Genomic DNA, 21,986 nt, shown 5'->3' with positions numbered 1-21,986 from the left:
TTTAAATCTTTAAATCTACTAGAACTTGGCAAATTGCACAGGTTCAAGCATAACTTGACCACGATACAACACAACCTTTTCAGTATGCTGAATTGCACTTGTACAAATCCATTCCACCACTTGCGGGTAAATGACATGTTCAAGCACATGTACTCGGCTTGCCAATGAATCGGCATTATCATGCACATTCACTTTCAGCACACCTTGTGCTAAAGCTTGACCTGCATCCAGTTCTGCCGTTACATAGTGAACGGTACAACCGTGAAACACATCGCCCGTATTCAGTACGCGCTGATGGGTATGCATGCCTTTGTAGCTAGGCAATAGAGAAGGGTGGATATTCACCATTTTCCCTTCCCACGCTTGTACAAATTGAGCACTTAAAATACGCATAAAGCCGGCAAGAACCACTAAATCAACATCCCAAGCAAGCAATTGTTGATGCATTACATCATCAAATGCTTCACGGTTGGGATATTGTTTATGTTCAATTACCGCAGTGGCAATACCTGCTTTTTGAGCACGTTCTAAAGCATAGGCTTCAGGCTTGTTGGAAATGACCCCGACAATTTGCCCTGATAGATTGGCATCAATCAACGCTTGTAAGTTACTTCCACTGCCTGAAACAAGAACCGCAATTTTGATCATGCGAAACACATCATGCAAAGATTACGCGAATCTTTTCATCAGCACCGGCAACAGATTCAGCATTGTCGACAATGTGACCCATATTCCATGCTTTTTCGCCAAGGCTGGTCAATAATTCAACCGTTTTATCAGCATCTGCTGCATCAACTGCAATTACCATACCTACGCCACAGTTAAATGTGCGATACATTTCGTGCTGTTCAACACCGCCTTCACGTTGAAGAAGTTTGAACAGTTCTGGCCATTCCCATGAAGATTCATTAACAATAGCCTGAGCACCATTTGGAAGTACGCGAGGTAAGTTACCCGGTAAACCGCCGCCTGTAATGTGTGCCATTGCATGAACATCAATTTCTTTGCAAAGTTGAAGTAATGATTTAACGTAAATACGTGTCGGTTCCATTGCTACATCTGCAAGTGGGCGACCATCTACAATTTGGTTTAAATCAACATTTTTAACGTCTAAAATTTTACGCAGTAAAGAGTAACCGTTTGAGTGTGCACCGCTTGACGCGACACCAATCAATACATCACCAGATTTTACTTTGCTACCATCAATAATTTTGCTTTGCTCAACTACGCCTACGCAGAAACCTGCAAGGTCATAATCCTCACCTTCATACATACCCGGCATTTCAGCAGTTTCACCGCCAACCAATGCACAGCCTGCAAGTTCACAACCAGCACCAATACCTGTTACTACATTGGCAGCAACATCGACATTTAAGTGACCCGTCGCATAGTAGTCAAGGAAGAATAATGGTTCAGCACCACAGACCAGAAGGTCGTTTACACACATTGCAACCAAGTCTTGACCAATAGTGTCATGACGGTTCAAATTGAGTGCTAAACGTAATTTTGTACCAACACCATCTGTGCCAGATACGAGAACAGGTTCTTCATAACCTTTAGGGATTTTACAAAGAGCGCCGAAGCCGCCTAATCCGCCCATCACTTCAGGACGTGCAGTGCGCTTAGCGACTGATTTGATTCGGTCGACTAGTGCGTCTCCCGCTTCAATGTCGACACCCGCATCTTTATAGCTTAAACCAGTGTTTGGGGAAGTTGAGTTGCTCATATTGAAGTCTCCGCATTCGCGCCGCGATTATACCCGAATATACGAAACTCTTATGTTATTTATGCACCAAAATGCTATCTTTATTCAAATATTTTACTTTCTATAACGAATAAACCTAAAAAAGGCTCGAATCTATGGTTGATCGCACCTTACGTCGTATTTTTATACTCTCAGGGATTGCACTCATCCTCTGGGTTTTGTATTTGCTTAAGCCTGTGGTACTGCCTTTTATAGCCGCATTTTTAGTTGCTTATTTATTTAGTCCATTGGTGGATAAACTTCATAGAATAGGTTTGCCGCGCTGGTTATCTATTGGCATTGTTTTTATCGGTATTGGTGTCATTGTCACTTTGGCAATTTGGTATGTTGTTCCATTGGTTTGGCAACAGCTGATCTATGCGCGAGACAGTATTCCCGCAGGTATTCATTGGTTGAATTACACCTTTTTACCATGGGTATCGCAGACTTTTAATGTTGAAGCAATGGAAATTGATACTGAACAGATCTCCAAAGTTGTTATGGAATATATTCAGACCAATTATAGTGCCGATAGTATTCAGAGTGTGGTATTGCGTGTTGCACAATCAGGCTTAAACTTTATTCAAATTGGCGGTGTTGTTGTTTTAATTCCGATTATTGCCTTTTACTTCTTGCTGGATTGGGATCGTATGCTTGATAGTTTACGTCGCCTGATTCCTCGTCATTATGAAAAAATCACCTTAGGTATTGTGGGCGAATGTCATAATGTACTGGGCGCATTTGTAAAGGGGCAATTCTTAGTGATGTTCCTTTTAGGTGTGGTTTATGCTGTTGGTTTACAACTGATTGGTTTAGAAGTTGGCTTGATTATTGGGATGGTTGCAGGCTTGGCCAGTATTATTCCTTATTTAGGCTTTGGCGTGGGTATTATTGCCGCAGTGATTGCAACGCTTTTTCAGTTCGGAATTGATTGGACACATTTGGCACTGGTGATTATTGTCTTTATGATTGGGCAAGCCATTGAAGGTTACATCCTTCAACCCTTCCTATTGGGCGATAAAATTGGTTTATCACCCGTTGCTGTGGTTTTTGCAGTGTTAGCAGGGGCACAACTTGCAGGTTTCTTGGGGATGTTGATTGCCTTACCTGTTGCAGCTGTGATTGTGGTGTTACTTAGACATGCACGTGAGTCGTATGAAAAAAGCCGATTGTATGACTTATCTGCTGTGGTTATACAGGGTTCTTCATCCGGTACAATCAGTCTGCAAACAGAGCAAATAGAGGTCGATGTTGAAATTCAATCTGAAGCATTAAAAAGTCAGCAAGGTGCTGAAAAATCGAGTAAGATTGAACCATTAGACAATAAAGAACCCTAAGGTCAAAACACATATATGCGTCAACTGCAGCTAGATATAGAACCTCAACTCGATGCTCGAATCAGTGATTTTTCGGGTCCAAGTTGGGGGCATGTTATTGATGCAGTTCGACAGCTACATGCAGGTTTAATGAATCGTTTTTATGTGTATGGTGGCGCAGGTTCGGGTAAGAGCCACTTACTTTCTGCCATTTGTGATTCTTATTTAGATGTCGGTAAGTCTGCCATTCAAGTTTCATTACTTGAGTTGCTTGATGCGCCAACTGAAGCGATCACATCATTAGACCGCTATGACCTTGTTGCATTGGATGACATTGAAGCGATAAGTGGTGTTCCACATTGGCAAAAAGCAGTTTTTCATTTAATTAATTATAATAGTGAGGGTGGAGGGCAGTTGGTTTTCTCTTCCCGTATTGCACCTATAGAATTAAAACTTGAACTTCCAGATTTACAATCACGTTTAACCCAAGCTGTCAGTGTGAAAGTGCCAACGGGTAGTTTATATGCAGATCGCTATGCGCTCGTGACATCGGTATTAACACGTCGTGGCATTCATATTGATCAACAAGTTATAGACTATTTGCTTATGCAAGGACCGCATCAAACCTCTGTTTTACTACAAACCTTAGAGCAATTGATTCAGTTGCTAAAAGGTGAAAAAATTAAAATTAGTCATGCCAATTTAAGACAAATTTATGCCTTAATTGATGAATATCGGTAAACAATAAAAAATCTTGAGAAATTATTAAAGCTGTGACAAAGTACAGCAAAATAGTTCGATGTTGCAGGGAATTTGCAACTAAAGAATAAAAATATATAAAGAACACAAGGAGAAAGATATGCTCAAACGGAGCATAGGCATAGGCATGTTATGCGTTGCAGGACATGCTTATAGCGGCGAAATTAAAGTTACTACAATTGAGGATGTTTCTAAAGATGACACGGAGTGTTCTCTTCGTGAAGCCATTGAATATGTCAATAAAGACTTTGTGGATAGTGGTTATCAGGGCTGTGTGGGACGTATAAAAGACACGGACTCCACCATATTATTAGAGAGTAAATTAACCTATAAATTAAACACACACATTAAAATTTCAGCACAGCTCAATTTAAGGACACTTTATAACGATACAACAGGTTTTGATAAGCCTGCTGCTGGTATTAATAATGCCATGATAAAAATGTTAGGTCAGGACAATATTTTCGTTATCGATGATACAAAAAAAGAAGTCTTCGCAATAAAAATGACTGAATTGACACTTCAAGGATGTAATCAGTCTGTATGTGCCGACCAAGGTGGGTTGATTTATAACAATGAATTTTTGACTTTAGAATATGTAAAATTATCGGGTGGTAGCGCAAGACAAGGTGGTGCGATTTATAACTTTGCTGTGCCTGTGGGGCAAGATGCTAAAGAACGTAGTTTTGTAAATATTAAGTACAGTTTATTTGAAAAGAACACAGCAGCTGAAGGGGCTATTCTTTATAGTCAGGTTCCGCAATTTAGAATATCAAATTCTGTTTTCCGTGAAAATGAGACGACATTGGCGAAGGGTGCAAATATATCTTCTGCAGCATCTTTAGATGATGCTGCAATTGCTGCTTTCCCATTAATGACTTATGGTGTCATCAATAGTACTTTTTATAAAAATAAAGGTTTTATCATTAATGTCCGTGATGGCATTGGTTTAAATAATTTAACGGTTATTGGGAACTCGGCAGGCCTGCAATTTAATGCTCCCTTAAAAAAAGCATATCTTGCTAACAGCATTGTCTTAGGAAATCCATATCCTATGATAGAAGATAACAATTGTGATTTTAAGGCTGGGGATAATAGTTTTCTACAAAATAATCTTGTCACAGATAGCTGTAACTCTGGTGATAGCAACCATCCAAATGATATTTGGCAAGGGACTGAGCTTATTGCTGGTAATGATTTGGAAGGTAAATGTAAGACTTTAAGTGAAGATCCAAATGCGCTGTTGTGTCCTTATGTTCAATCGGATAGTGCTTTTTTAGGATATTTCCGACCCCGAATATTGATGAGTTATAAAACCTTATTTGAAAGCTTAATTGTTAACAAAGGTAAATTACAGCTTGATTCAACAGCAAAAATCGTGACTTGTGCAACATCTGATCAACGTGACAATATCCGAGATGACGATCAGCATACTTGTGATCGTGGGGCAATCGAAATTATTGTACCGAATACGAGTCTTGTTGGTCAGGATTTAATTCTTGGTGGCGTTGCCAAAATAAATATTGCTGACAAACTCGGAGATAGTGATTTAATTCCGAAAGAAGAATGTGAAGCACTAAAAGATAAATTGAATGAAAAAGCATTAGGTGAGTCATGGCAGGCTGGCTGTATGCAAGTGATACAAGTCAAGACCCCATCAAAAGGTAAGCTCACCATTGATGAAGCAGGAAATTTAGTCTATACCCCCCAAGGTTCGTGGGCGGGTGCAGATATTTTTAAAATTCGTTTAGTGACGTCAACCACTCGTTTTCATAAAACTAATCCATACCTTGAGATTAATGTACAAATTGTGCAGCAACCAAAAAATGATATGGAAAGCAGCAAAGTGAGTACATCAGGTGGGTCATTTGGATTCTTCAGTCTATTTACAATATTAGGTCTTGTTGGACTGCGCCGATATAAAAATAAGCAAGGATGATCGATGAAAAACTATAAAAAAGGATTTCTCTGTAGCATGATATTGTCTGCAATGTCATTAATGGCGGCAGAAGAAAAAACAATTTATGTTAATACTTTTGCTGATGAAAATGGTGATAATTTAAATAATTGCTCATTGAGAGAGGCAATACAAACGGCCAAAGATAATAAATCACATGGGGGGTGTAACGCAGGTAATACGGATAATGGTCAAAAAGATATCATTCAGCTTGAAGCGGGTGAATATATTTTAGAAAGTGAGTTAAAGCCAGAAACGGACGTTTTTATTTATGGTAAATTGCCAGCAGACTATTCAACTAAAAATGCTTTGACACATAGTTATCCAGCCCTTAAAGCGTTAAAAACCAGTATTAATGCAAATAATACTTCACGTATTTTTAATACTTCAGATACCAATGCAAATCTTAATCTGACTCATCTGATCTTAAAAAATGGTTATTCTGAAAAATTTGGTGGTGCACTCTTTGTTGGTGCATCATTAAATATGGTGAATAGTGCAATTTTAAATTCTGAATCCACCCAAGAAGGTGGAGCCATTTATTTTGTTGCGCATAATGGAGGCAAGGAAATTAATCTATCTCAAGTGCTTATACAGGGCAATAAAGCCAAAGAAGGTAGTGTTCTGGCTATGGATTGTGAGGCTAATCTGAAAGATACGAAAGCTGTTATTAATATTAGTAACAGCAGTATTGTGAAAAATCGATCAGCAAGCAGTTTAAGTATGATTGAGCTGTGTGGTAATCCAAATTTAAAGCTTATCGCAAATACAATTGCAAAGAACCAAGTCGACAGTACAAAGGGCAGTATTATTCGGGCAGTAGGTGATAATCATCGCTTGAATTCGAATTATGAATTCACTGCAGAAAGCAATACGATTGTGGAAAATGATGCTTATAGTACTTTTTATTATGATGATAATGGTGCAATTAACTTAAGTTTTAATCTTTTAGCATTTAATAAGGGTAAATCTTGTCGCTATGCTTTAAATAATGGCGATTTAACAGACACAAAACGGAAGATTACTGCGAGTCAAAATGCTTTTAGTTCAGAAGGGGTATGTGATTTACCGACGGCTTCAAATGCTGGAACGAATGATTCTAATAGCAATTTAAATTTAGGTGCTACGAATATATTCACTGTATTGTCACCTTATCAAGAAGCATCAGAATATAATCTATTTCTACCTTTGTACTATCCAAAAAACAATCAAAATGAATTTGATTTAGTTAATGTAAATAAGGAGGGGTGTAGTAAAACGGATCAACGAGGCATACAGCGCGTTACTAATGGTACGTTGCTGCTGAATCCAACCATGAAAAATACTTGTGACATTGGTTCGGTTGAACTGATGCGTTTAACTGCGGCAGATATTACCAACTTATTTAATGATTCATATGCAGAACGAATTGCTGACTATAAAAACGTAATTGATAAAATCAAAGCAGATATTAAAGACCCGAATCGTAAGGATCGCTTAATTCAAGATACAGAAGACTTAAAAATATTTGAAGACTTATTGAAATATACCACTGAAAATCAACAATACCGGGCGATTTATGTCGATCCATTTGCATTGGCATTGCCGAATGATGAAGAAGTGCCAAATAGTAATGGTGCGATGCAACCGAAAGCATTAAATATCGAAAATTATAATATTATCGTGCAAGAACGCGGTGAGTTGGTTGAAAAAAATGGTGGAAGTGAATTTGTGGGGAACCCAGATCCAAACTTTAAGTGTGTTTGGAATAGTGATTTGAAGCGAATTATGCTTTATCGCACAGATGGGAAATTGGCAGATTTAACAGGCCCTTCTTATTGTTCCTATACGATTCGCTCTAATCAAGTCACAGGTTTAGAATCGACTGGTGTTTTAAAAGCACAGTTTAAGAATATTGCACCAATTACCAAGTCGGATGAATACTCAATTACTCCAAGTTCAAACTCGGTACTGAGTATTAATCCATTGGAAAATGATAGCGATGATGGTGATGGACCTACGACAAAGTTGAATGCCCCTTATAAAGATGCATTTTATAAAAATGCAGCTGGCGTAGAGTTACCTATCCGACTTGAAAGCATTCCAGCAGGTTTAATTGTGACTGCCGACCATACTGGCCCCTGTCCTGGTAATGACATCCATTTTACGTGTTATGGTGGTCAGCTGCATATGCAAGCAAAGAATAATTTTAGTCCATTTGACTATGAGCTGAATTATAATATTTATGATGCAGAAGGTTTAATTTCAAAACAAGCAACAATTTCCTTGAAGAACACCGCACAAAACACCAGTTCTACTGCTTCTGGTGGAGGTAGTCTTGGTGTTTATAGTATTTTAGGTTTAATGGGGCTTGGCTTATATAGAGCACGAAGAAAAAAACAGTAAAGTTAAAATGCCTCATTCAATGAGGCATTTTTTATAAAAATCAAAAAAGTAACTGATCGCTGATTAGGATTGAAATTCAAGCCAATATTTTTATCAAAGAGTCCTATGCTTGAGCAGAGTTGAATCTAAAGATAATGGCCATCTTTTTGATCGTCATTATCTATGATTTAATGGCTGATAGATTGGGGTTGCAAATATTTATTAATGTATTCATCTCGAATAGCAGGTCTTTCTTCATGCGTTGCTTTTTGCATGCGTCGACCTAAGTCTTTACGTTCTTGGCTACTCATTTTTTGCCAAGTCTCACGCATTTTTTGCTTTTCTTGTTCGGGAAGTTGGGTAAACCAATCCATACGTTGATGCAAAGCTGAACCCTGTGCTTCAGGCAATTCCTTTAATGATTGGTAACGTTGAATAAGTGCCCGTTGTTCAGCGTCTGATAGCGTTTCCCATGTTTCTGTGACTTGAGTGTCCGCATCTTTAGAAAAAATCCAAAAACGTTCAAAACCCGCAAAACTGGTTTGTAAAAATCCGAGTGCACAAAAAGCAAATGCTAATCTTTTAGCTGCCATGTGGAACTTTATCCTCGCCTAAAACCATCAACATTTCCAAATCTTCAACCATTTGTGGTGAAAGTTTTGGAGTAACGACCACTTGATTTTGCGGTTTTTCAGCTATGTCAATAGAGTTTGGAAATATCACGAACCCTGTAATTGCAGCGGCAAGTGCAAAACCTGACATTTTCCAAAGTCCGTAACGAGAGGCTGCTCGGTCTTGAATTGTTTCAATGACCTGATTCATCACAACGGGTTTGTCTTTATGATGTTGTGCCAGTGCATCGAGTTTGGAAGTAACTTGTTTTAAGAAATCATCTTGTTTCATTCGGATGACCCTCCACCATATGGATTTAAATGTGCTAAAGAAGACCTAAGCCCTTGAATAGCACGGTGATAATGCGTTTTTACACTACCTTCACTGCATTCCATAATTTGCGCAGTGGTGTGTGTATCAAAACCTTCCCAAGCACGAAGCATGAAAGCTTGTTGCTGTCGAACAGGAAGCTTGGCAATCGCTTCTTGTATTTCTTCAGCCGTTACGGCTTGATCAAGAAAATCAAATGGACTAGGCATATTTTCATCAACGATATCATTCAGTTCTATATCGTCGTCATCTAAACTCACCTTTTTGAAAAAAGAAAAAGGTTGTGCTCGACGGACTTCTTTTCTGCGCCAGTCTTGTAGTTTATGGTTCAAAATGGTGTAAAACAGGGGATACCATTCATCAGTCGATTTCTCAGCATATGCTTTATGTAAGGAAATAAATGCTTCTTGCACTAAATCCATTGCGATGCCTTGTTGACCTTGAGTAGCACTTTCCATCATCACTAAAGCACGTCCAGTCACATCCTGCATAAAAATTTTCAGGCGTTGTTCAGCCGTACTCTTAAGAGTACTTAATTTTTCCGACTGAGACTGTTTTGGTGCTGAATCCATAGAGATGGAAAATCCTGTCATTGGATACCCACCATTATTTCCACATTCATACATATATAACGTTGGAAATAATGGTTTGGTTGACAAAAAACTTATTATTTTTCTAGCGTAATCTATTTTTAAACATCAATGAACGATGGTTAAAATAAAGTAACGAAAGAACAGGCTTATAAACGTTGACGAACCATTTCAAAGAAACAAATAGAACCTGCAACGGCAACATTCAATGATTCTTGTCCACCGGGCTGTGGAATAGAAACTGCTTCAGCATGCTTAAGTGCATAATTAGATACACCTTGACCTTCGTTGCCTAGAATCCAAACGCACTGTTTTCTCAAATTTTTTGAGTAAAGGCTTTCAGATTGGTGCGAACTGGTGACATATACAGGTATGGTAAATTTTTCTAAAAGGTCTTCTAGTGCAATATTTTCATAGGTTTGTAGGGAAAAATGCGCACCCATACCTGCACGAAGGACGCGTGGTGACCAAATAGATGCCGAACCTTTGGTGCATACAACTTGCTCAATCCCTGCGGCAGCAGCTGAACGTAGCAATGTTCCCACATTACCCGGATCTTGGATGTTGTCTAAAATGAGGGTGTCTTCTTTAAAATTCAAAGCTTCAGGTGAGCTTGGTAAGTCGACAATTGCCAAACACGCTAAAGATGTACCTAAAGTACTTAAATCTTTATATAAAGATTCACTGATAACAAAGACATAACCATCATAGAGTTCATTGATTTTCTCTAAATCAGGATGGCTCATTGCCACTTCAGTGGTGAAAATAGAATGAATTTTACGATTTTTTGCTAACCAAGCAAGGCTTAAATGTGTACCTTCAAGTACAGTTTGACGATTCTTTTTACGGAATGAGCTTTGTTCAATCAATCCACGTAGGTGTTTGATTTTTGGATTGTCTTTTGATTCAAGAAAAAAAGCTGGCATAGGAGAGTTATCCATGGAAGTAAGTGGATACACTCACTTCCATTTTTTAAATTAATGGTGGTAGCTGGTTGCTAATTCAACTTCGTTTTTAGAACCAATGATTACAGGCACACGTTGATGCATTTCAGTGGGTTGAATCTCAAGAATACGAACACGACCCGTCGTAGATGCACCACCGGCTTGTTCCATCAACATACTCATTGGGTTGGCTTCGTACATTAAACGCAGACGACCTGCTTTTTGCGGATCTTTAGTATCGTATGGATATAAGAAAATACCACTGCGGCAAAGAATACGGTGAATGTCACCAACCATACATGCGACCCAACGCATATTGAAATCTTTGCCACGTACTGCTGTTTTGCCATCTTGAAGTTCAGCAATATAGCGTTTTACCGGTTCTTCCCAATGACGTTGATTAGAGGCATTAATCGCATATTCTTGCGTGTTGGCAGCGACTTGCACATGTTCAGAAGTGAGCAGGAATTCTTGAGTTTCTGGATCAAAAGTAAAGAATACAACACCAGCGCCTACCGTTAGTGCCATCATGGTAGATGGACCATACAATACATAGCCAGCAGCCACTTGTTCTGTCCCAGCCTGCATAAAGTCTTCAGCTTGGGTCACTGCATTTTTTGCAGGAAGGATAGAAAAAATTGTGCCTACACACATATTGATGTCGATGTTGCTTGAACCATCCAGTGGATCGAACAATACAAGGAATTTACCATTTTCTTGCGCAGGCGTGAATTCATCCAGCTCTTCAGAAGCCAAGCCACCGACTTGTGGATGAGCTTTTAACGCATCAATTAAATAATCGTTTGAGATGACATCGAGTTTCTTTTGAGTTTCACCTTGTACATTTTCATGTTCTGCACTACCCAATACACCTGCTAAGGCACCTTTTTGCAATGCTTGATCAATTGTTTTACAAGTATTTGCAATTGTTTCAATTACTTGAGAAAGTTCTGGTGTTGCGTTCCCTGTTTTTTGTTCTAAGAATTGGGAAAGGGTGAGGTATGACATGCTAGGAAAGCTCCAACTAGAAAATGATAAAAAACTATCAAAAGAATATGCGGACTCATTTTAGATGAGAACGAGACAAAAGAACAATTAAACTCGACTATTTGTCGTGATTTTACCCTTGTAAGTTTTATGGAAAATGCTATGTTGATGTGAGCAGAGGTTATTTAAAAACAGGGATAGGAGCACGGTTATGACAACACAAAGGTTTGATGCGACTCCAACGCCAAATGAAGCGATGAATTTAGACGATATTTCTGCCGAGAAAGTAAAAGAAGCATGGAAGGATTACGAAGCTAAACCTGAATATAAAAAATTCAACAAGCATGATCTGATCGAATCTATGCAAAGCTCGCATGAAGAACCGGATACATCTGAAAAAGCTTAAATGCTAATCTAAATAATTAAGTAATAAGAAAGCGCTCAATTTGAGCGCTTTCTTATTCAAAGTCATTATTTTAATAAAGGTGGAACGGCTTCGTAGTTAAGTTCTACGCGGCGATTTTCTTTCCAAGCGTTTTCATCATGCCCTGCATTAATCGGCATTTCTTTACCATAGCTTACGGCTTCTAATTGGGTTGCTGCAACACCATTGGTGATTAAGAAGCTTTCTACCGCTTTGGCACGACGTTCACCCAAAGCCATGTTGTATTCACGTGTACCACGTTCATCGGTATGACCCGTTAAAGCCACTTTCGAATTTGCATTCGCTACCAGAAATTGTGCATGTGCTTGCAGTGTTTGGTAATCATCATTGGAAAGGTCACTGCTGTCATAGTCAAAATGCACCACACGTTTCGCTAAGAATGCTTTGTTTGCAGCAGTTACACCTTTTGAAGAAGCACCCGCTAAGTTTTGGGCATTGAGTGCAGCATCTTCACTTAAACCTTCGGTACTTACTGTACCCGCACTGTTCGGGTTTTGACCTGCTTGAATTTCAGCAGCAGGTTTACGGCTTGCACAACCTGTCATCACTAAGGTTGTTGCAAGAACAGGAAGGACCAATAATTTTACTAATTTCATTTTCATCTCCATGATCATCATTGCTTTAAATTAAATTGTTATTTAGGTGCCCAAGCTGGCTCACGAACTTCACCTTGTTCACTGGGTAAATTCATGCGGAAACGACCATCCAATGACATGATAGATAATAATCCACGATTACCTTCACGCGTTGCATACACCACCATTTGCCCATTTGGAGAGAAACTTGGTGATTCATCCAAACTGGTTGGAGTCAGAATGTTGGTAATCCCTGTATTGATGTCTTGAATGGCAACTTTGTAATTACTACCACTTGGACGATGAACCAGAGCGATTTTTTTACCATCGGCGCTTAAAGTACCCCGTGCATTAAATGCGCCACGGAAAGTCAGGCGCTTACTTGAATCATCAGCAAAATTATAGCGATAAATTTGTGCTGAACCACCGCGATCCGAGGTAAAAATAAAGGATTTACCATCTGGGGCATAACGTGCTTCAGTATCAATTGCACTATCGTTGGTCATACGCTGTAGTGTACGTGTCGTTAAGTTCATTTGATAGATTTCAGGATTGCCATGCAGTGATGCGGTAAACAACATGCTTTGACCATCTGGAGAGAAGCTAGGCGCACCATTTAAACCACGGAAGCTCGCGAGTTTTTCACGTTGTCCTGTCGCCAAATCTTGTACATAAATCGCGGGGCGCTTGGTTTCAAATGAAACATAAGCAATTTTTTTTGCGTCTGGTGTCCACGCAGGTGACAGAATTGGATCACGTGAGGTCAGAATAGTTTTGGGTTGTTCGCCATCGGTATCGGCAATTTGTAAAGTATAACGTTGTTCAGGTGTCGCTGGGTTGCGTAATACATAAGCAATACGACCACTAAAGTCACCAGCAATTCCTGTCAGTGCTTGATAAATGGCATCACTAATCATGTGTCCAGCTTGGCGAATACGTGAAGCTGGAACTGTAAGTAACTCATTGAGTAGATACTGTTGTTTTTCTACATCATAGAGTTGATAGTGAACTTCAAAGCTGCCATTTTCAGTTGTTTTGACTGTACCTGTGACTAAATAGGGAACACCTGCCGTTTTCCATGCCTCTGCATTTGGAGCATTCATACTTGCAGTTGCAGGTAAATTTTTTGAAGCACTTGAAAATTTACCAGAGCGGTTGAGGTCACTTTCGACAATCGGATAAATATTTTGGTCATTATTGAAGGGAATAATGGCAATTTTAGGTGCTGCTTCTGGTGCTTTAGCAATTTCTAAATGAAGTTGGGCATAAGATTGGGTGGCTAAAACTGGGCTTAATGCTGTCAAAATGGTGAGGCAAAGTAGATGTTTACGCGTCATTTCCATCATCCGCTACGTACTCTAAAAGATGTGAATTATTGTGAATTCGGTTGTGTCACATAATGGCATGATTTTAAATTATTAAAAGTACATCATTATGTCAAAACTGTTATAAGACTGTGAAAAATGAATGAAATTTTATCATCTTTGCTGAGCTTAAATTCAATGTTAAATAGCCACATCAAATTGAATTGATATGGCTGTTTTTTATTTCGCTGTAAAGCTAGAGGTAAATGTTCTAGCTTCACGTCGGGCATCTGGATCTGACGGCATTGGATAAGGTGCCGCCGCACGTACAGCGGCCTCTACACTGGCTTTCATATCTGGGTCACTTGAGTTCACAATAACAGATTGAACTGCACCACTGTCACTTAAAGTCACACGTGCAGTGGCTTTCTGACCTGATGAACTGTTTGGAATATCCCAAGCGCGTTTAACTTTATTTTCAAAATCACGCTTTGCAGTAGAAGCAATTTTCTTCGCTTCAGCTTTTTTAGTGGCAGCTTCTTCTGCGGCTTGTTTTGCAGCCGATGCTTTAGCTTCTTCAGCAGCATCGGCTTTGGCTTTATTTGCAGCATCGGCTTTTGCTTTATTTGCAGCATCGGCTTTGGCTTTATTCACAGCATCGGCTTTGGCTTTATTCGCAGCATCGGCTTTGGCTTTATTCGCAGCATCCGCTTTGGCTTTATTCGCAGCGTCAGCTTTGGCTTTATTGGCAGCGTCAGTTTTGGCTTTATTGGCAGCGTCAGTTTTGGCTTTATTTGCAGCGTCAGTTTTGGCTTTATTGGCAGCGTCAGTTTTGGCTTTATTCGCAGCGTCAGCTTTGGCTTTATTCGCAGCGTCGGCTCTGGCTTTGTTTGCAGCGTCGGCTTTGGCTTTGTTTGCAGCATCAGCTTTGGCTTTATTCGCAGCGTCAGTTTTGGCTTTATTTGCAGCATCGGCTTTGGCTTTGTTTGCAGCGTCAGCTCTAGCTTTTTCAGCAGCGTCAGTTTTGGCTTTATTTGCAGCATCGGCTTTGGCTTTATTTGCAGCGTCGGCTTGAGCTTTTTCAGCAGCGTCAGCCTTTGCTTTATTCGCAGCGTCAGCTTTGGCTTTGTTTGCTGCCTCGGCTTTGGCTTTGTTTGCAGCGTCAGCTCTGGCTTTATTCGCAGCGTCAGCTTTGGCTTTATTCGCAGCATCAGCCTTTGCTTTGTTTGCAGCATCAGCCTTTGCTTTGTTTGCAGCATCCGCTTTGGCTTTATTCGCAGCATCGGCTTTGGCTTTGTTTGCAGCGTCAGCCTTTGCTTTATTCGCAGCGTCAGCTTTGGCAGCAGCTTGTTGCTCTGCTTGACGTAATGCTTCTGCTTTGGCTTCTTGTACGGCTTTATTTGTATCAGGTTTTGGGGTTATAGGTGAGGGGGGGGCAACTGGAATAACAGGCGCTGGTTCAACACTTGGTTCCGCCGTTTGTTGCACTTGTTCTGCAACTTTTTCATGTGCTGTTTCTGCTGAATCTGTTTGTTCTAAAGGCACAGGTTCAGGTGGGATTAAATCTTCTGGTGTGATTAAAACCATTTTAATTTGTTTAGGGGGGGCTACAGGTTTACTCATGCCTAAAAAAAGTAAGCCAGTGATAGCCACCACATGGACCGCAACGGTAAATCCAAGCGCAATGGTTTTTTCTTTAGATGGTGGCTGTTTGAAATCTTTCATACTTTATTCTAAAGGCTGAGTGAGTAAGCTAACTTGTGTTAAACCCGCATCTTGTAGACTAGACATTAAAGCCATGACATCTCCATATGGGCGAGTGTTATGACCGTTAATGACGACATTTAGTTCTTTATTATCGTTTTTGGCTTGTATTTGAGCCTCAACTAAAATATTGGTCAGTTGAGTCAGATCAATGGGGCCATTTTTTTGGTTTTTATATTCCACATAATAAAGACCATCTTTATCCAAAGTGACGATGGTCGGTGCATCTTTAGATTCAATGGGATTACCATTGGCTTGGGGTAAATCCACTTTAATCCCACTGGTGATCATGGGTGCAGTGACCATAAAGATGACTAAAAGTACCAGCATCACGTCAATATACGGAACGACGTTCATCTCACTTTTTAGGGGTTTTTTGACACGCTCAAAGCGTCCAGAACGTTGAATTGCCATTAGTCATTTTCCTGTGTAGAACTCACAGTTTGACGTTGTAATAGCGCCACCATTTCTTCAGCAAACAATGCACGGTCTGAATAGACAGTTTCACCTTTGGCTGTGTAATGGTTAAATGCCAATACCGCAGGAATAGCAGCAAATAAACCAATGGCGGTTGCAATGAGTGCCTCAGCAATACCCGGAGCAACCGTTGCAAGTGTGACTTGATCAACATCTGCCAGACCAATAAAGGCATTCATGATGCCCCAAACCGTACCGAATAAACCGATATAGGGTGCAACAGAACCAATACTGGCCAATGCGCCTAAGCCTTGTTCAAGTCCACCTTGGTCACGACTTAAACCGACACGTAAAATACGTTCAGTACCGTCGATGGTTTGTTGAGTGGTTGCTTGAAATTTTTTGAGTTTAAAAAATTCACCAATGCCTTGGTAGAAAATATCTTCTAAACCAGTACGTTTAGAATTGAGTTGTGCGTTGTTGTATAGCGTATTGAGTTCAGCCCCAGACCAGAAGATTTTTTGAAAATGTTCATCATCCGTCTGGGCTTTTTTATAACTCATATGTAACTTGGCAATCAGATACCAACTGTATAAGGATGCCAGCAGCAGTACCAACATGACCAGTTGAACCACAGGGCTTGCTTGTAAAATAAGATCTGATATGTGTAAAGAAGATTCTAATTGAGTTGCCATAGTTACAATGTGCCAATAAATTTTTAGTCTTGTCCTAACTCTTTTAGAATTAGTTGACGGATTTCTTCAGGAAGCCGTGTTGGGCGCATGCCGTCTACACTGATACATGCCAATTCGACTTCACCAGATGCCAGCATGATTTCACCACGATAAATATTTTGTTGCAATACAAAAGATGTTGCTTTACATGAAACAACACTCGCTGTAACCGTAATCAGGTCATCCATAAGGATTGGACGTGAATATTTCACATTTATTTTGTGTACCACGAAGTGATAATCTTTTTGGTGCCAGTAATGTTCAACACCTGCTGCACGTAACCATTCAGTACGGGTACGCTCCATAAAGCGAATATGATTTGCATGATAGACAATGCCACCTGCATCAGTATCTTCAATGTATACACGAATTTGAAATTCGAATTTATTCGCCATGATCTTGTTCCATTTTGGGTTCGGTTTTATATTTTAAAGCCGTACTTTTAGGGAGGTTTTCATCTTTTAAAATGATGCTGCTTTCGCTAAGAGTCAAGCTCTGTATAGCGTGGAAGTTTAGCACTCTGAGCTTTTCCTCCAATGGCACAAGGTTTCAAATACAATTTGAAGCTATATAAAATTGTTGATGAACTAAGATACACTCTTGCTGTTCTGGGGGAGAACATGCAATGAATCGATATATAAAGTGGTTGGTCGCACTGGCAATAGGTTATGCGCTTTGGTCGTATTGGGCGGCACCTCATTCTGGCATTCAGGATTCAACTGATTATCAAGTGGTCGATGGTGTGCATCACAGTGATCAGTTTGTGATGACCAATTTGGCACCGTATGCAGGTGAGTTTCGAGTTTTGTCCAAAGAAAACTATAACTTGGGGCGTGAAGCGCAGCTTAGTCCTGTCGATTTTGCTTTAGGCTGGGATCGGATGGCAGATCCTGCGGTCTATAAGCAGCTGTCCATTCGACAGAGTAACCGTTGGTATTATTGGCGGTATGAAAATGCACCGCCTATTCCTGTCAATGAAATATCAAGTCAGAGTGCCAATACGCATTTAATTCCTGCAACTAAAGCGATTGCCAAACAACTGGCGCAAATTGATCAAGATAATTTGATTTATTTAAAAGGGCAGTTGGTTGAAGTGAAGGCTCAAGATGGATGGACATGGCGTAGTTCACTCAGCCGTGAAGATACGGGAAATGGTGCATGTGAGTTGATGCTGGTGGAAGAAGTTAGAGTGATTTCTAAGTTAGAATAAAATTCCCTCGCTATTTATTAAAGAAGAGTGTTAGGGGCAGTATTTTTGAGTCGTTAAATTTCAATCAATAAAATTTTAGAAGAAGATTCAGCTTTGAATTAATTCTTTTAGATAAGCTCGTAAAACGAGCTTATCTAAGTTTATTAATTTTTCGGCTCAGGTGGCGTCATACCAAACTGTAAATACGCCATATTGGTGGCAATACGCCCGCGTGCTGTACGCATCGCATAACCTTGCTGAATCAAATAGGGTTCAATAACATCTTCTAAGGTGCCTGAATCTTCCGCCATAGCCGCAGCTAAAGCTTCCACACCAGCAGGGCCACCGTCAAAACGCTCTAACAACATACTTAAATAACGACGGTCTAAAGTGTCTAAACCATCTTTATCGACATTCAGCATGTCCAATGCCCGTTGCGCCATATCTTGATTGACTTCGCCAGTCCCTTTGACTTGAGCATAGTCACGTACACGACGCAATAAACGATTGGCAATACGGGGCGTACCGCGTGCGCGACGAGCAATTTCTTTAGCGCCATCGGCAGTCATGGGAACATCCATTAAACTGGCTGAACGTGACACAATGTGAGTTAAGTCAGCAACCGAATAAAACTCTAAACGCTGCACAATACCAAAACGGTCACGTAGTGGAGAGGTCAGTAAACCTGCACGAGTGGTTGCCGCAACCAAAGTAAACGGGGGTAAATCCAGTTTAATGGAACGAGCACCGGGGCCTTCACCAATCATAATATCGAGTTGGTAGTCTTCCATTGCAGGGTAGAGAATTTCTTCAATCACAGGGGAAAGACGGTGGATTTCATCAATAAATAAAACATCACCTTCTTCAAGGTTGGTTAGCATGGCGGCCAAGTCACCAGCCCGTTCCAGTACTGGACCTGAAGTTGACTTTAAGTTACCACCCATTTCACGTGCAATAATATTGGCCAGTGTGGTTTTACCTAAACCGGGTGGGCCAAAAATTAAAGTATGGTCAAGTGCTTCACCACGACCACGTGCTGCGCCAATAAAGATTTCCATTTGCTCACGCACCACAGGTTGACCCACATAGTCATCAAGTGAAGTGGGGCGAATGGCACGATCAAAATGATCTTCAGGTTTTTCAGAACCACTGATTAAACGGTCTTGCATAATGATTTAGATTTACCTTTAGGGGCATCAATTGAGTCTGTGATGATTTATACAGCCTCAGATAAATATTTGAGTTTAGATACCATTGTGCTGGCATAACTTTACTTTTGACAGATGAGCAGTATACCGCGCAAGGTAACGAAACCCTTTTGTTAAACAGAGGACACGTCCTGTATCTCCTATTTAACTGGCGACATCCATGTCGCCATTCGTGTATCGAATTTCATGTAGTGTTAGATTTAAATTTTTTTATCTATTCATCGACTTTAACGCAGCACGGATAATATCACTGGCTTCAGTAAAATCTGCTTTTACCGCATTAATCAGTTTTTGCGCTTCGGCAGGTTTATAACCCAGTGATTGTAACGCAGCTTCTGCTTCGGCAACGGGTGAATTTGAGTTGAACTGAATTTGAGTTGTGGTCGAGTTTACAGCGGTTGAACCTGATGCAAGTGTTTTAAAGCGATCACGTAGTTCAATCATCAAACGTTCAGCGGTTTTTCTACCCACACCCGGAACTTTAATGAGTGTATTAATATCTTCATTTTCAACGGTATGAATTAGCAGGTCGATACTTAAAGTAGATAGAATGCCTAAAGCCATTTTAGGACCCACACCGTTTACTTTAAGGAGGGTACGGAAAATGGTTTTTTCTTGTGCATCTAAAAAACCATAAAGTAATTGCGCATCTTCACGTACGGTTAAATGCGTCCATAACGTGACTTTTTGCCCCTTTTGTAATTGGCAAAAGGTCGAAAGCGGGGTGTCCACTTCATAGCCAACGCCATTTACATTTAATAATACCGTTGGTGCTTCCAAAGCAAACACTTCACCAATGAGACATCCAATCATTTTGATTTTTTCACTTATCTATCGTTTGTTGCATAGTAGTGAGCATTTGCCATAAAGGCAAAATGCTCGGTCATTTTTTTGCTGAAATGATCAGCAAAAGTATTCAATGAAGCTGCATTATTTTAAATGCTTAGATTAAACCCGCTTTATTGCCTTGAAGTTCTTGTGACAAGTTATAGGCCTGATGATCGGAAAACTTCGATATAATATCCAGTACCTGCATAATGTTTTCATAATGATTGCTTTCAAAAGTCACACCTGCATGTTGTAGCATCGACATTAAGCGTTGTTCTTTGAAACTCAGGGTTTTGTGTGGTGTGGTTAGGGGAATAAAGGCATCCAAAATATTTTGCAAACTTTGATGGGCAATAATCTCTAACCCTGCTTTTTGTGGATGTTCAAAAATTTTATCGCGGGCTAAGTTCTTTGCCCGTTCAATCCCGCGTTCAATATCTTCAGAACAATATTGTAATAAGCTGCCTTTGAGCTGACCGGATAAAATTTCAAAGTGATGTTTAGCAAAGGCTGTGGTGACTTCATCGACCAGACGTTTCATTACACGACCCCGCAAAGCGGCAATTTTTTGTTGCCATGTTGTGTTAGGTAGCGAAAGTTCTGATGGTTTGCCATAGTCTGCAATCAAATCAAGAAAAATAGGCTCTACTTCTTCATAAGACAGCATATTTAAAATAATGCCATCTTCAAGGTCAATCAGGGCATAACAGATGTCATCTGCGGCTTCCAAAAGGTAAGTTAAAGGATGACGGCAGTAGTGGTATTCGCCCAGTTGAATTAAACCGAGTTGTTCCGCAATCTGTTTTAGAATGTCCTTTTCTGATTGATAACAGCCAAATTTTGCTCGCTGACTGGCAGGGCGATTGCCTTGAGATGCAATGGTTTTAGATAACCAAGGGTACTTTAAGTAAGCCCCTAATGTTGCGTAAGTCAGGCGCATACCGCCATCATTGGGATGATAATCAATTTTAGTCAGTAGACGTAAACCTTGTGCATTGCCTTCAAATTGGCGTACATCGGCTTGTTCTTCTGCTGTGAGTTTTTCTAGAAAGTTACCGTGCGAAGCATCATCGAACCATTCACGAATCGCATATTCACCAGCATGTCCAAAAGGTGGATTACCAATATCATGCGCGAGGCAAGCCGCTTGAATAATCGCGCCAACATCGGCAGGGGAAATCCATACCGGCAGTTGATCTTTGATTTTTTCAGCGGCCAACATGCCCAAAGAGCGACCAATACAGGACACTTCAAGCGAGTGGGTTAAGCGGGTATGAATACCATCGTGTTGTGTCAGCGGGTGAACTTGAGTTTTACGATTCAATTGTCGAAAACTTTGTGAAAAAATAATGCGGTCATAATCTTTATGAAATGGGCTACGTGCCTGTTCTGTACTTTGTTTTTTGCTACCAATACGAACTGTTGAAAGTAGTTCAAGCCAACGCATTTGAGTCATTTATCATTATTCAGTTATCGCTTATCAGCATCATGCCAAAAAACTAAAAAAAGCACTAGAGCAGGGCGACATGATTTGTCTTATATCTTGTCGTGTTTTTTGAAGATGCTTTTAATTCGCATTTATTTAGATTTTTATGTGGTTAGCAAAGCTAAAATTAAAAATAAATTTTAGCAGGTGTTGGATTCATGGATGTGGCATGGATGCCACACGTTTCCCATCACGACAAGGATGTCGTGTATGGGAAACAAAAGGTTTTTGTCTACTTTTGACCTCTCAAAAGTAGAGATACTGCCTACGAAAAGGCATAAAAACTGAATCAATCAAATGAGGCAGTGTTGATTTTTAAAAATCGAATATTGAACATTTTTTGATTTATACACGTTGTCTATTTACTAGAAATATGCGCTTCACAATGGCCCGAAGTATGTTAAATAATATTTAGAAACAAGATATTTGTGGA

22 protein-coding genes are annotated in these 21,986 nt (G+C 40.0%); 6 read left to right on the top strand and 16 right to left on the bottom strand.

Going from position 1 to position 21,986, the window contains the following annotated elements; genetic code table 11:
* Positions 1–18 precede the first annotated feature (18 nt).
* Together purN and purM are read right to left on the bottom strand one after the other, a co-directional pair.
* Positions 19–648 (bottom strand): phosphoribosylglycinamide formyltransferase, encoded by a 630-nt coding sequence (purN, locus tag B9T24_RS12380; RefSeq protein WP_086166055.1) that lies wholly within the window; start codon positions 646–648, stop codon positions 19–21.
* Positions 649–658: 10 nt separating this feature from the next.
* Positions 659–1,726, bottom strand: coding sequence for a phosphoribosylformylglycinamidine cyclo-ligase (gene purM / locus B9T24_RS12375; RefSeq protein WP_086166054.1), 1,068 nt, complete (start codon positions 1,724–1,726; stop codon positions 659–661).
* 134 nt (positions 1,727–1,860) lie between these two features.
* On the opposite strand from purM, the gene cxpE reads away from it, so the two are divergent.
* The 4 genes from cxpE to B9T24_RS12355 all read left to right on the top strand — a co-directional run bounded on the left by cxpE (position 1,861) and on the right by B9T24_RS12355 (position 8,161).
* Complete coding sequence (cxpE, locus tag B9T24_RS12370) at positions 1,861–3,081, top strand: chloramphenicol efflux transporter CxpE (RefSeq protein WP_086166053.1); 1,221 nt, start codon at positions 1,861–1,863, stop codon at positions 3,079–3,081.
* A 15-nt stretch (positions 3,082–3,096) separates the two neighbouring features.
* Positions 3,097–3,801: a DnaA regulatory inactivator Hda gene (gene hda, locus B9T24_RS12365; RefSeq protein WP_086166052.1), complete on the top strand. Its 705-nt coding sequence runs from the start codon at positions 3,097–3,099 to the stop codon at positions 3,799–3,801.
* Positions 3,802–3,919: 118 nt separating this feature from the next.
* The gene (gene rbtA / locus B9T24_RS12360) at positions 3,920–5,758 is read left to right on the top strand and encodes a rhombotarget A (protein ID WP_086166051.1); all 1,839 of its coding nucleotides are present in this window, start codon (positions 3,920–3,922) and stop codon (positions 5,756–5,758) included.
* Between the two features lie 3 nt (positions 5,759–5,761).
* Positions 5,762–8,161 (top strand): CSLREA domain-containing protein, encoded by a 2,400-nt coding sequence (locus B9T24_RS12355; RefSeq protein WP_086166050.1) that lies wholly within the window; start codon positions 5,762–5,764, stop codon positions 8,159–8,161.
* Between the two features lie 167 nt (positions 8,162–8,328).
* Here B9T24_RS12355 and B9T24_RS12350 read toward each other — a convergent pair whose 3' ends face one another.
* The 5 genes from B9T24_RS12350 to B9T24_RS12330 form a co-directional block, all read right to left on the bottom strand.
* Entirely contained in the window at positions 8,329–8,733 is a 405-nt protein-coding gene (locus B9T24_RS12350; RefSeq protein ID WP_004648331.1) for a DUF3106 domain-containing protein, read from the bottom strand.
* Positions 8,723–9,043, bottom strand: coding sequence for a hypothetical protein (locus B9T24_RS12345; protein WP_086166049.1), 321 nt, complete (start codon positions 9,041–9,043; stop codon positions 8,723–8,725). Before B9T24_RS12345 ends, B9T24_RS12350 begins: the two co-directional genes overlap by 11 nt.
* A complete protein-coding gene (locus tag B9T24_RS12340; RefSeq protein ID WP_086166048.1) occupies positions 9,040–9,654 on the bottom strand; it encodes an RNA polymerase sigma factor in 615 nt (204 codons plus the stop codon). The genes B9T24_RS12345 and B9T24_RS12340 overlap by 4 nt, the downstream gene beginning before the upstream one ends.
* A gap of 167 nt (positions 9,655–9,821) precedes the next feature.
* Positions 9,822–10,598 (bottom strand): TrmH family RNA methyltransferase, encoded by a 777-nt coding sequence (locus B9T24_RS12335; RefSeq protein WP_086166047.1) that lies wholly within the window; start codon positions 10,596–10,598, stop codon positions 9,822–9,824.
* A 51-nt stretch (positions 10,599–10,649) separates the two neighbouring features.
* Positions 10,650–11,624 (bottom strand): class 1 fructose-bisphosphatase, encoded by a 975-nt coding sequence (locus B9T24_RS12330; protein ID WP_086166046.1) that lies wholly within the window; start codon positions 11,622–11,624, stop codon positions 10,650–10,652.
* Positions 11,625–11,814: 190 nt separating this feature from the next.
* On the opposite strand from B9T24_RS12330, the gene B9T24_RS12325 reads away from it, so the two are divergent.
* Positions 11,815–12,009 (top strand): NF038105 family protein, encoded by a 195-nt coding sequence (locus tag B9T24_RS12325; RefSeq protein ID WP_086166045.1) that lies wholly within the window; start codon positions 11,815–11,817, stop codon positions 12,007–12,009.
* 65 nt (positions 12,010–12,074) lie between these two features.
* Here the strand turns inward: B9T24_RS12325 and pal are convergent, their stop codons facing one another.
* The 6 genes from pal to ybgC form a co-directional block, all read right to left on the bottom strand.
* Entirely contained in the window at positions 12,075–12,644 is a 570-nt protein-coding gene (pal, locus tag B9T24_RS12320; protein WP_004648339.1) for a peptidoglycan-associated lipoprotein Pal, read from the bottom strand.
* Between the two features lie 38 nt (positions 12,645–12,682).
* Positions 12,683–13,966: a Tol-Pal system beta propeller repeat protein TolB gene (gene tolB, locus B9T24_RS12315; protein WP_171264904.1), complete on the bottom strand. Its 1,284-nt coding sequence runs from the start codon at positions 13,964–13,966 to the stop codon at positions 12,683–12,685.
* Between the two features lie 201 nt (positions 13,967–14,167).
* On the bottom strand, positions 14,168–15,652 hold the full coding sequence (tolA, locus tag B9T24_RS12310) for a cell envelope integrity protein TolA (RefSeq protein ID WP_086166043.1): 1,485 nt from the start codon (positions 15,650–15,652) through the stop codon (positions 14,168–14,170).
* Between the two features lie 3 nt (positions 15,653–15,655).
* Positions 15,656–16,105, bottom strand: coding sequence for a protein TolR (gene tolR / locus B9T24_RS12305; RefSeq protein WP_086166042.1), 450 nt, complete (start codon positions 16,103–16,105; stop codon positions 15,656–15,658).
* Positions 16,105–16,803 (bottom strand): protein TolQ, encoded by a 699-nt coding sequence (tolQ, locus tag B9T24_RS12300; protein ID WP_086166041.1) that lies wholly within the window; start codon positions 16,801–16,803, stop codon positions 16,105–16,107. Before tolQ ends, tolR begins: the two co-directional genes overlap by 1 nt.
* Positions 16,804–16,826: 23 nt before the next feature.
* The gene (ybgC, locus tag B9T24_RS12295) at positions 16,827–17,237 is read right to left on the bottom strand and encodes a tol-pal system-associated acyl-CoA thioesterase (RefSeq protein ID WP_004648345.1); all 411 of its coding nucleotides are present in this window, start codon (positions 17,235–17,237) and stop codon (positions 16,827–16,829) included.
* Positions 17,238–17,467: 230 nt separating this feature from the next.
* On the opposite strand from ybgC, the gene B9T24_RS12290 reads away from it, so the two are divergent.
* Complete coding sequence (locus B9T24_RS12290) at positions 17,468–18,052, top strand: hypothetical protein (protein ID WP_086166040.1); 585 nt, start codon at positions 17,468–17,470, stop codon at positions 18,050–18,052.
* Positions 18,053–18,195: 143 nt separating this feature from the next.
* Here B9T24_RS12290 and ruvB read toward each other — a convergent pair whose 3' ends face one another.
* The 3 genes from ruvB to B9T24_RS12275 all read right to left on the bottom strand — a co-directional run bounded on the left by ruvB (position 18,196) and on the right by B9T24_RS12275 (position 21,523).
* Entirely contained in the window at positions 18,196–19,200 is a 1,005-nt protein-coding gene (gene ruvB / locus B9T24_RS12285; RefSeq protein WP_086166039.1) for a Holliday junction branch migration DNA helicase RuvB, read from the bottom strand.
* A gap of 249 nt (positions 19,201–19,449) precedes the next feature.
* Positions 19,450–20,052, bottom strand: a complete 603-nt coding sequence (gene ruvA, locus B9T24_RS12280) for a Holliday junction branch migration protein RuvA (protein WP_004648348.1) — start codon at positions 20,050–20,052, stop codon at positions 19,450–19,452.
* Positions 20,053–20,182: 130 nt separating this feature from the next.
* A complete protein-coding gene (locus B9T24_RS12275; RefSeq protein WP_086166038.1) occupies positions 20,183–21,523 on the bottom strand; it encodes a deoxyguanosinetriphosphate triphosphohydrolase in 1,341 nt (446 codons plus the stop codon).
* Positions 21,524–21,986 lie beyond the last annotated feature (463 nt).

The sequence above is a fragment of the Acinetobacter sp. ANC 4654 genome (assembly GCF_002135425.1).
GTDB classification, from domain to species: domain Bacteria; phylum Pseudomonadota; class Gammaproteobacteria; order Pseudomonadales; family Moraxellaceae; genus Acinetobacter; species Acinetobacter kyonggiensis.
The sequence above is the reverse complement of the archived record's forward strand: the minus strand, read 5'-3'. Positions and strand labels throughout refer to the sequence as shown.

Excerpts from the sequence above, each read along its gene's own strand:
- B9T24_RS12355 (WP_086166050.1), top strand. The coding sequence starts at position 5,762 with ATGAAAAACTATAAAAAAGGATTTCTCTGTAGCATGATATTGTCTGCA.
- pal (WP_004648339.1), bottom strand. The coding sequence starts at position 12,644 with ATGAAATTAGTAAAATTATTGGTCCTTCCTGTTCTTGCAACAACCTTA.
- tolR (WP_086166042.1), bottom strand. The coding sequence starts at position 16,105 with ATGGCAATTCAACGTTCTGGACGCTTTGAGCGTGTCAAAAAACCCCTA.
- ruvB (WP_086166039.1), bottom strand. The coding sequence starts at position 19,200 with ATGCAAGACCGTTTAATCAGTGGTTCTGAAAAACCTGAAGATCATTTT.
- tolB (WP_171264904.1), bottom strand. The coding sequence starts at position 13,966 with ATGGAAATGACGCGTAAACATCTACTTTGCCTCACCATTTTGACAGCA.
- rbtA (WP_086166051.1), top strand. The coding sequence starts at position 3,920 with ATGCTCAAACGGAGCATAGGCATAGGCATGTTATGCGTTGCAGGACAT.
- B9T24_RS12335 (WP_086166047.1), bottom strand. The coding sequence starts at position 10,598 with ATGCCAGCTTTTTTTCTTGAATCAAAAGACAATCCAAAAATCAAACAC.
- tolA (WP_086166043.1), bottom strand. The coding sequence starts at position 15,652 with ATGAAAGATTTCAAACAGCCACCATCTAAAGAAAAAACCATTGCGCTT.
- purN (WP_086166055.1), bottom strand. The coding sequence starts at position 648 with ATGATCAAAATTGCGGTTCTTGTTTCAGGCAGTGGAAGTAACTTACAA.
- B9T24_RS12275 (WP_086166038.1), bottom strand. The coding sequence starts at position 21,523 with ATGACTCAAATGCGTTGGCTTGAACTACTTTCAACAGTTCGTATTGGT.
- B9T24_RS12345 (WP_086166049.1), bottom strand. The coding sequence starts at position 9,043 with ATGAAACAAGATGATTTCTTAAAACAAGTTACTTCCAAACTCGATGCA.
- cxpE (WP_086166053.1), top strand. The coding sequence starts at position 1,861 with ATGGTTGATCGCACCTTACGTCGTATTTTTATACTCTCAGGGATTGCA.
- B9T24_RS12325 (WP_086166045.1), top strand. The coding sequence starts at position 11,815 with ATGACAACACAAAGGTTTGATGCGACTCCAACGCCAAATGAAGCGATG.
- purM (WP_086166054.1), bottom strand. The coding sequence starts at position 1,726 with ATGAGCAACTCAACTTCCCCAAACACTGGTTTAAGCTATAAAGATGCG.
- B9T24_RS12340 (WP_086166048.1), bottom strand. The coding sequence starts at position 9,654 with ATGGATTCAGCACCAAAACAGTCTCAGTCGGAAAAATTAAGTACTCTT.
- B9T24_RS12350 (WP_004648331.1), bottom strand. The coding sequence starts at position 8,733 with ATGGCAGCTAAAAGATTAGCATTTGCTTTTTGTGCACTCGGATTTTTA.
- ruvA (WP_004648348.1), bottom strand. The coding sequence starts at position 20,052 with ATGATTGGATGTCTCATTGGTGAAGTGTTTGCTTTGGAAGCACCAACG.
- hda (WP_086166052.1), top strand. The coding sequence starts at position 3,097 with ATGCGTCAACTGCAGCTAGATATAGAACCTCAACTCGATGCTCGAATC.
- tolQ (WP_086166041.1), bottom strand. The coding sequence starts at position 16,803 with ATGGCAACTCAATTAGAATCTTCTTTACACATATCAGATCTTATTTTA.
- ybgC (WP_004648345.1), bottom strand. The coding sequence starts at position 17,237 with ATGGCGAATAAATTCGAATTTCAAATTCGTGTATACATTGAAGATACT.
- B9T24_RS12290 (WP_086166040.1), top strand. The coding sequence starts at position 17,468 with ATGAATCGATATATAAAGTGGTTGGTCGCACTGGCAATAGGTTATGCG.
- B9T24_RS12330 (WP_086166046.1), bottom strand. The coding sequence starts at position 11,624 with ATGTCATACCTCACCCTTTCCCAATTCTTAGAACAAAAAACAGGGAAC.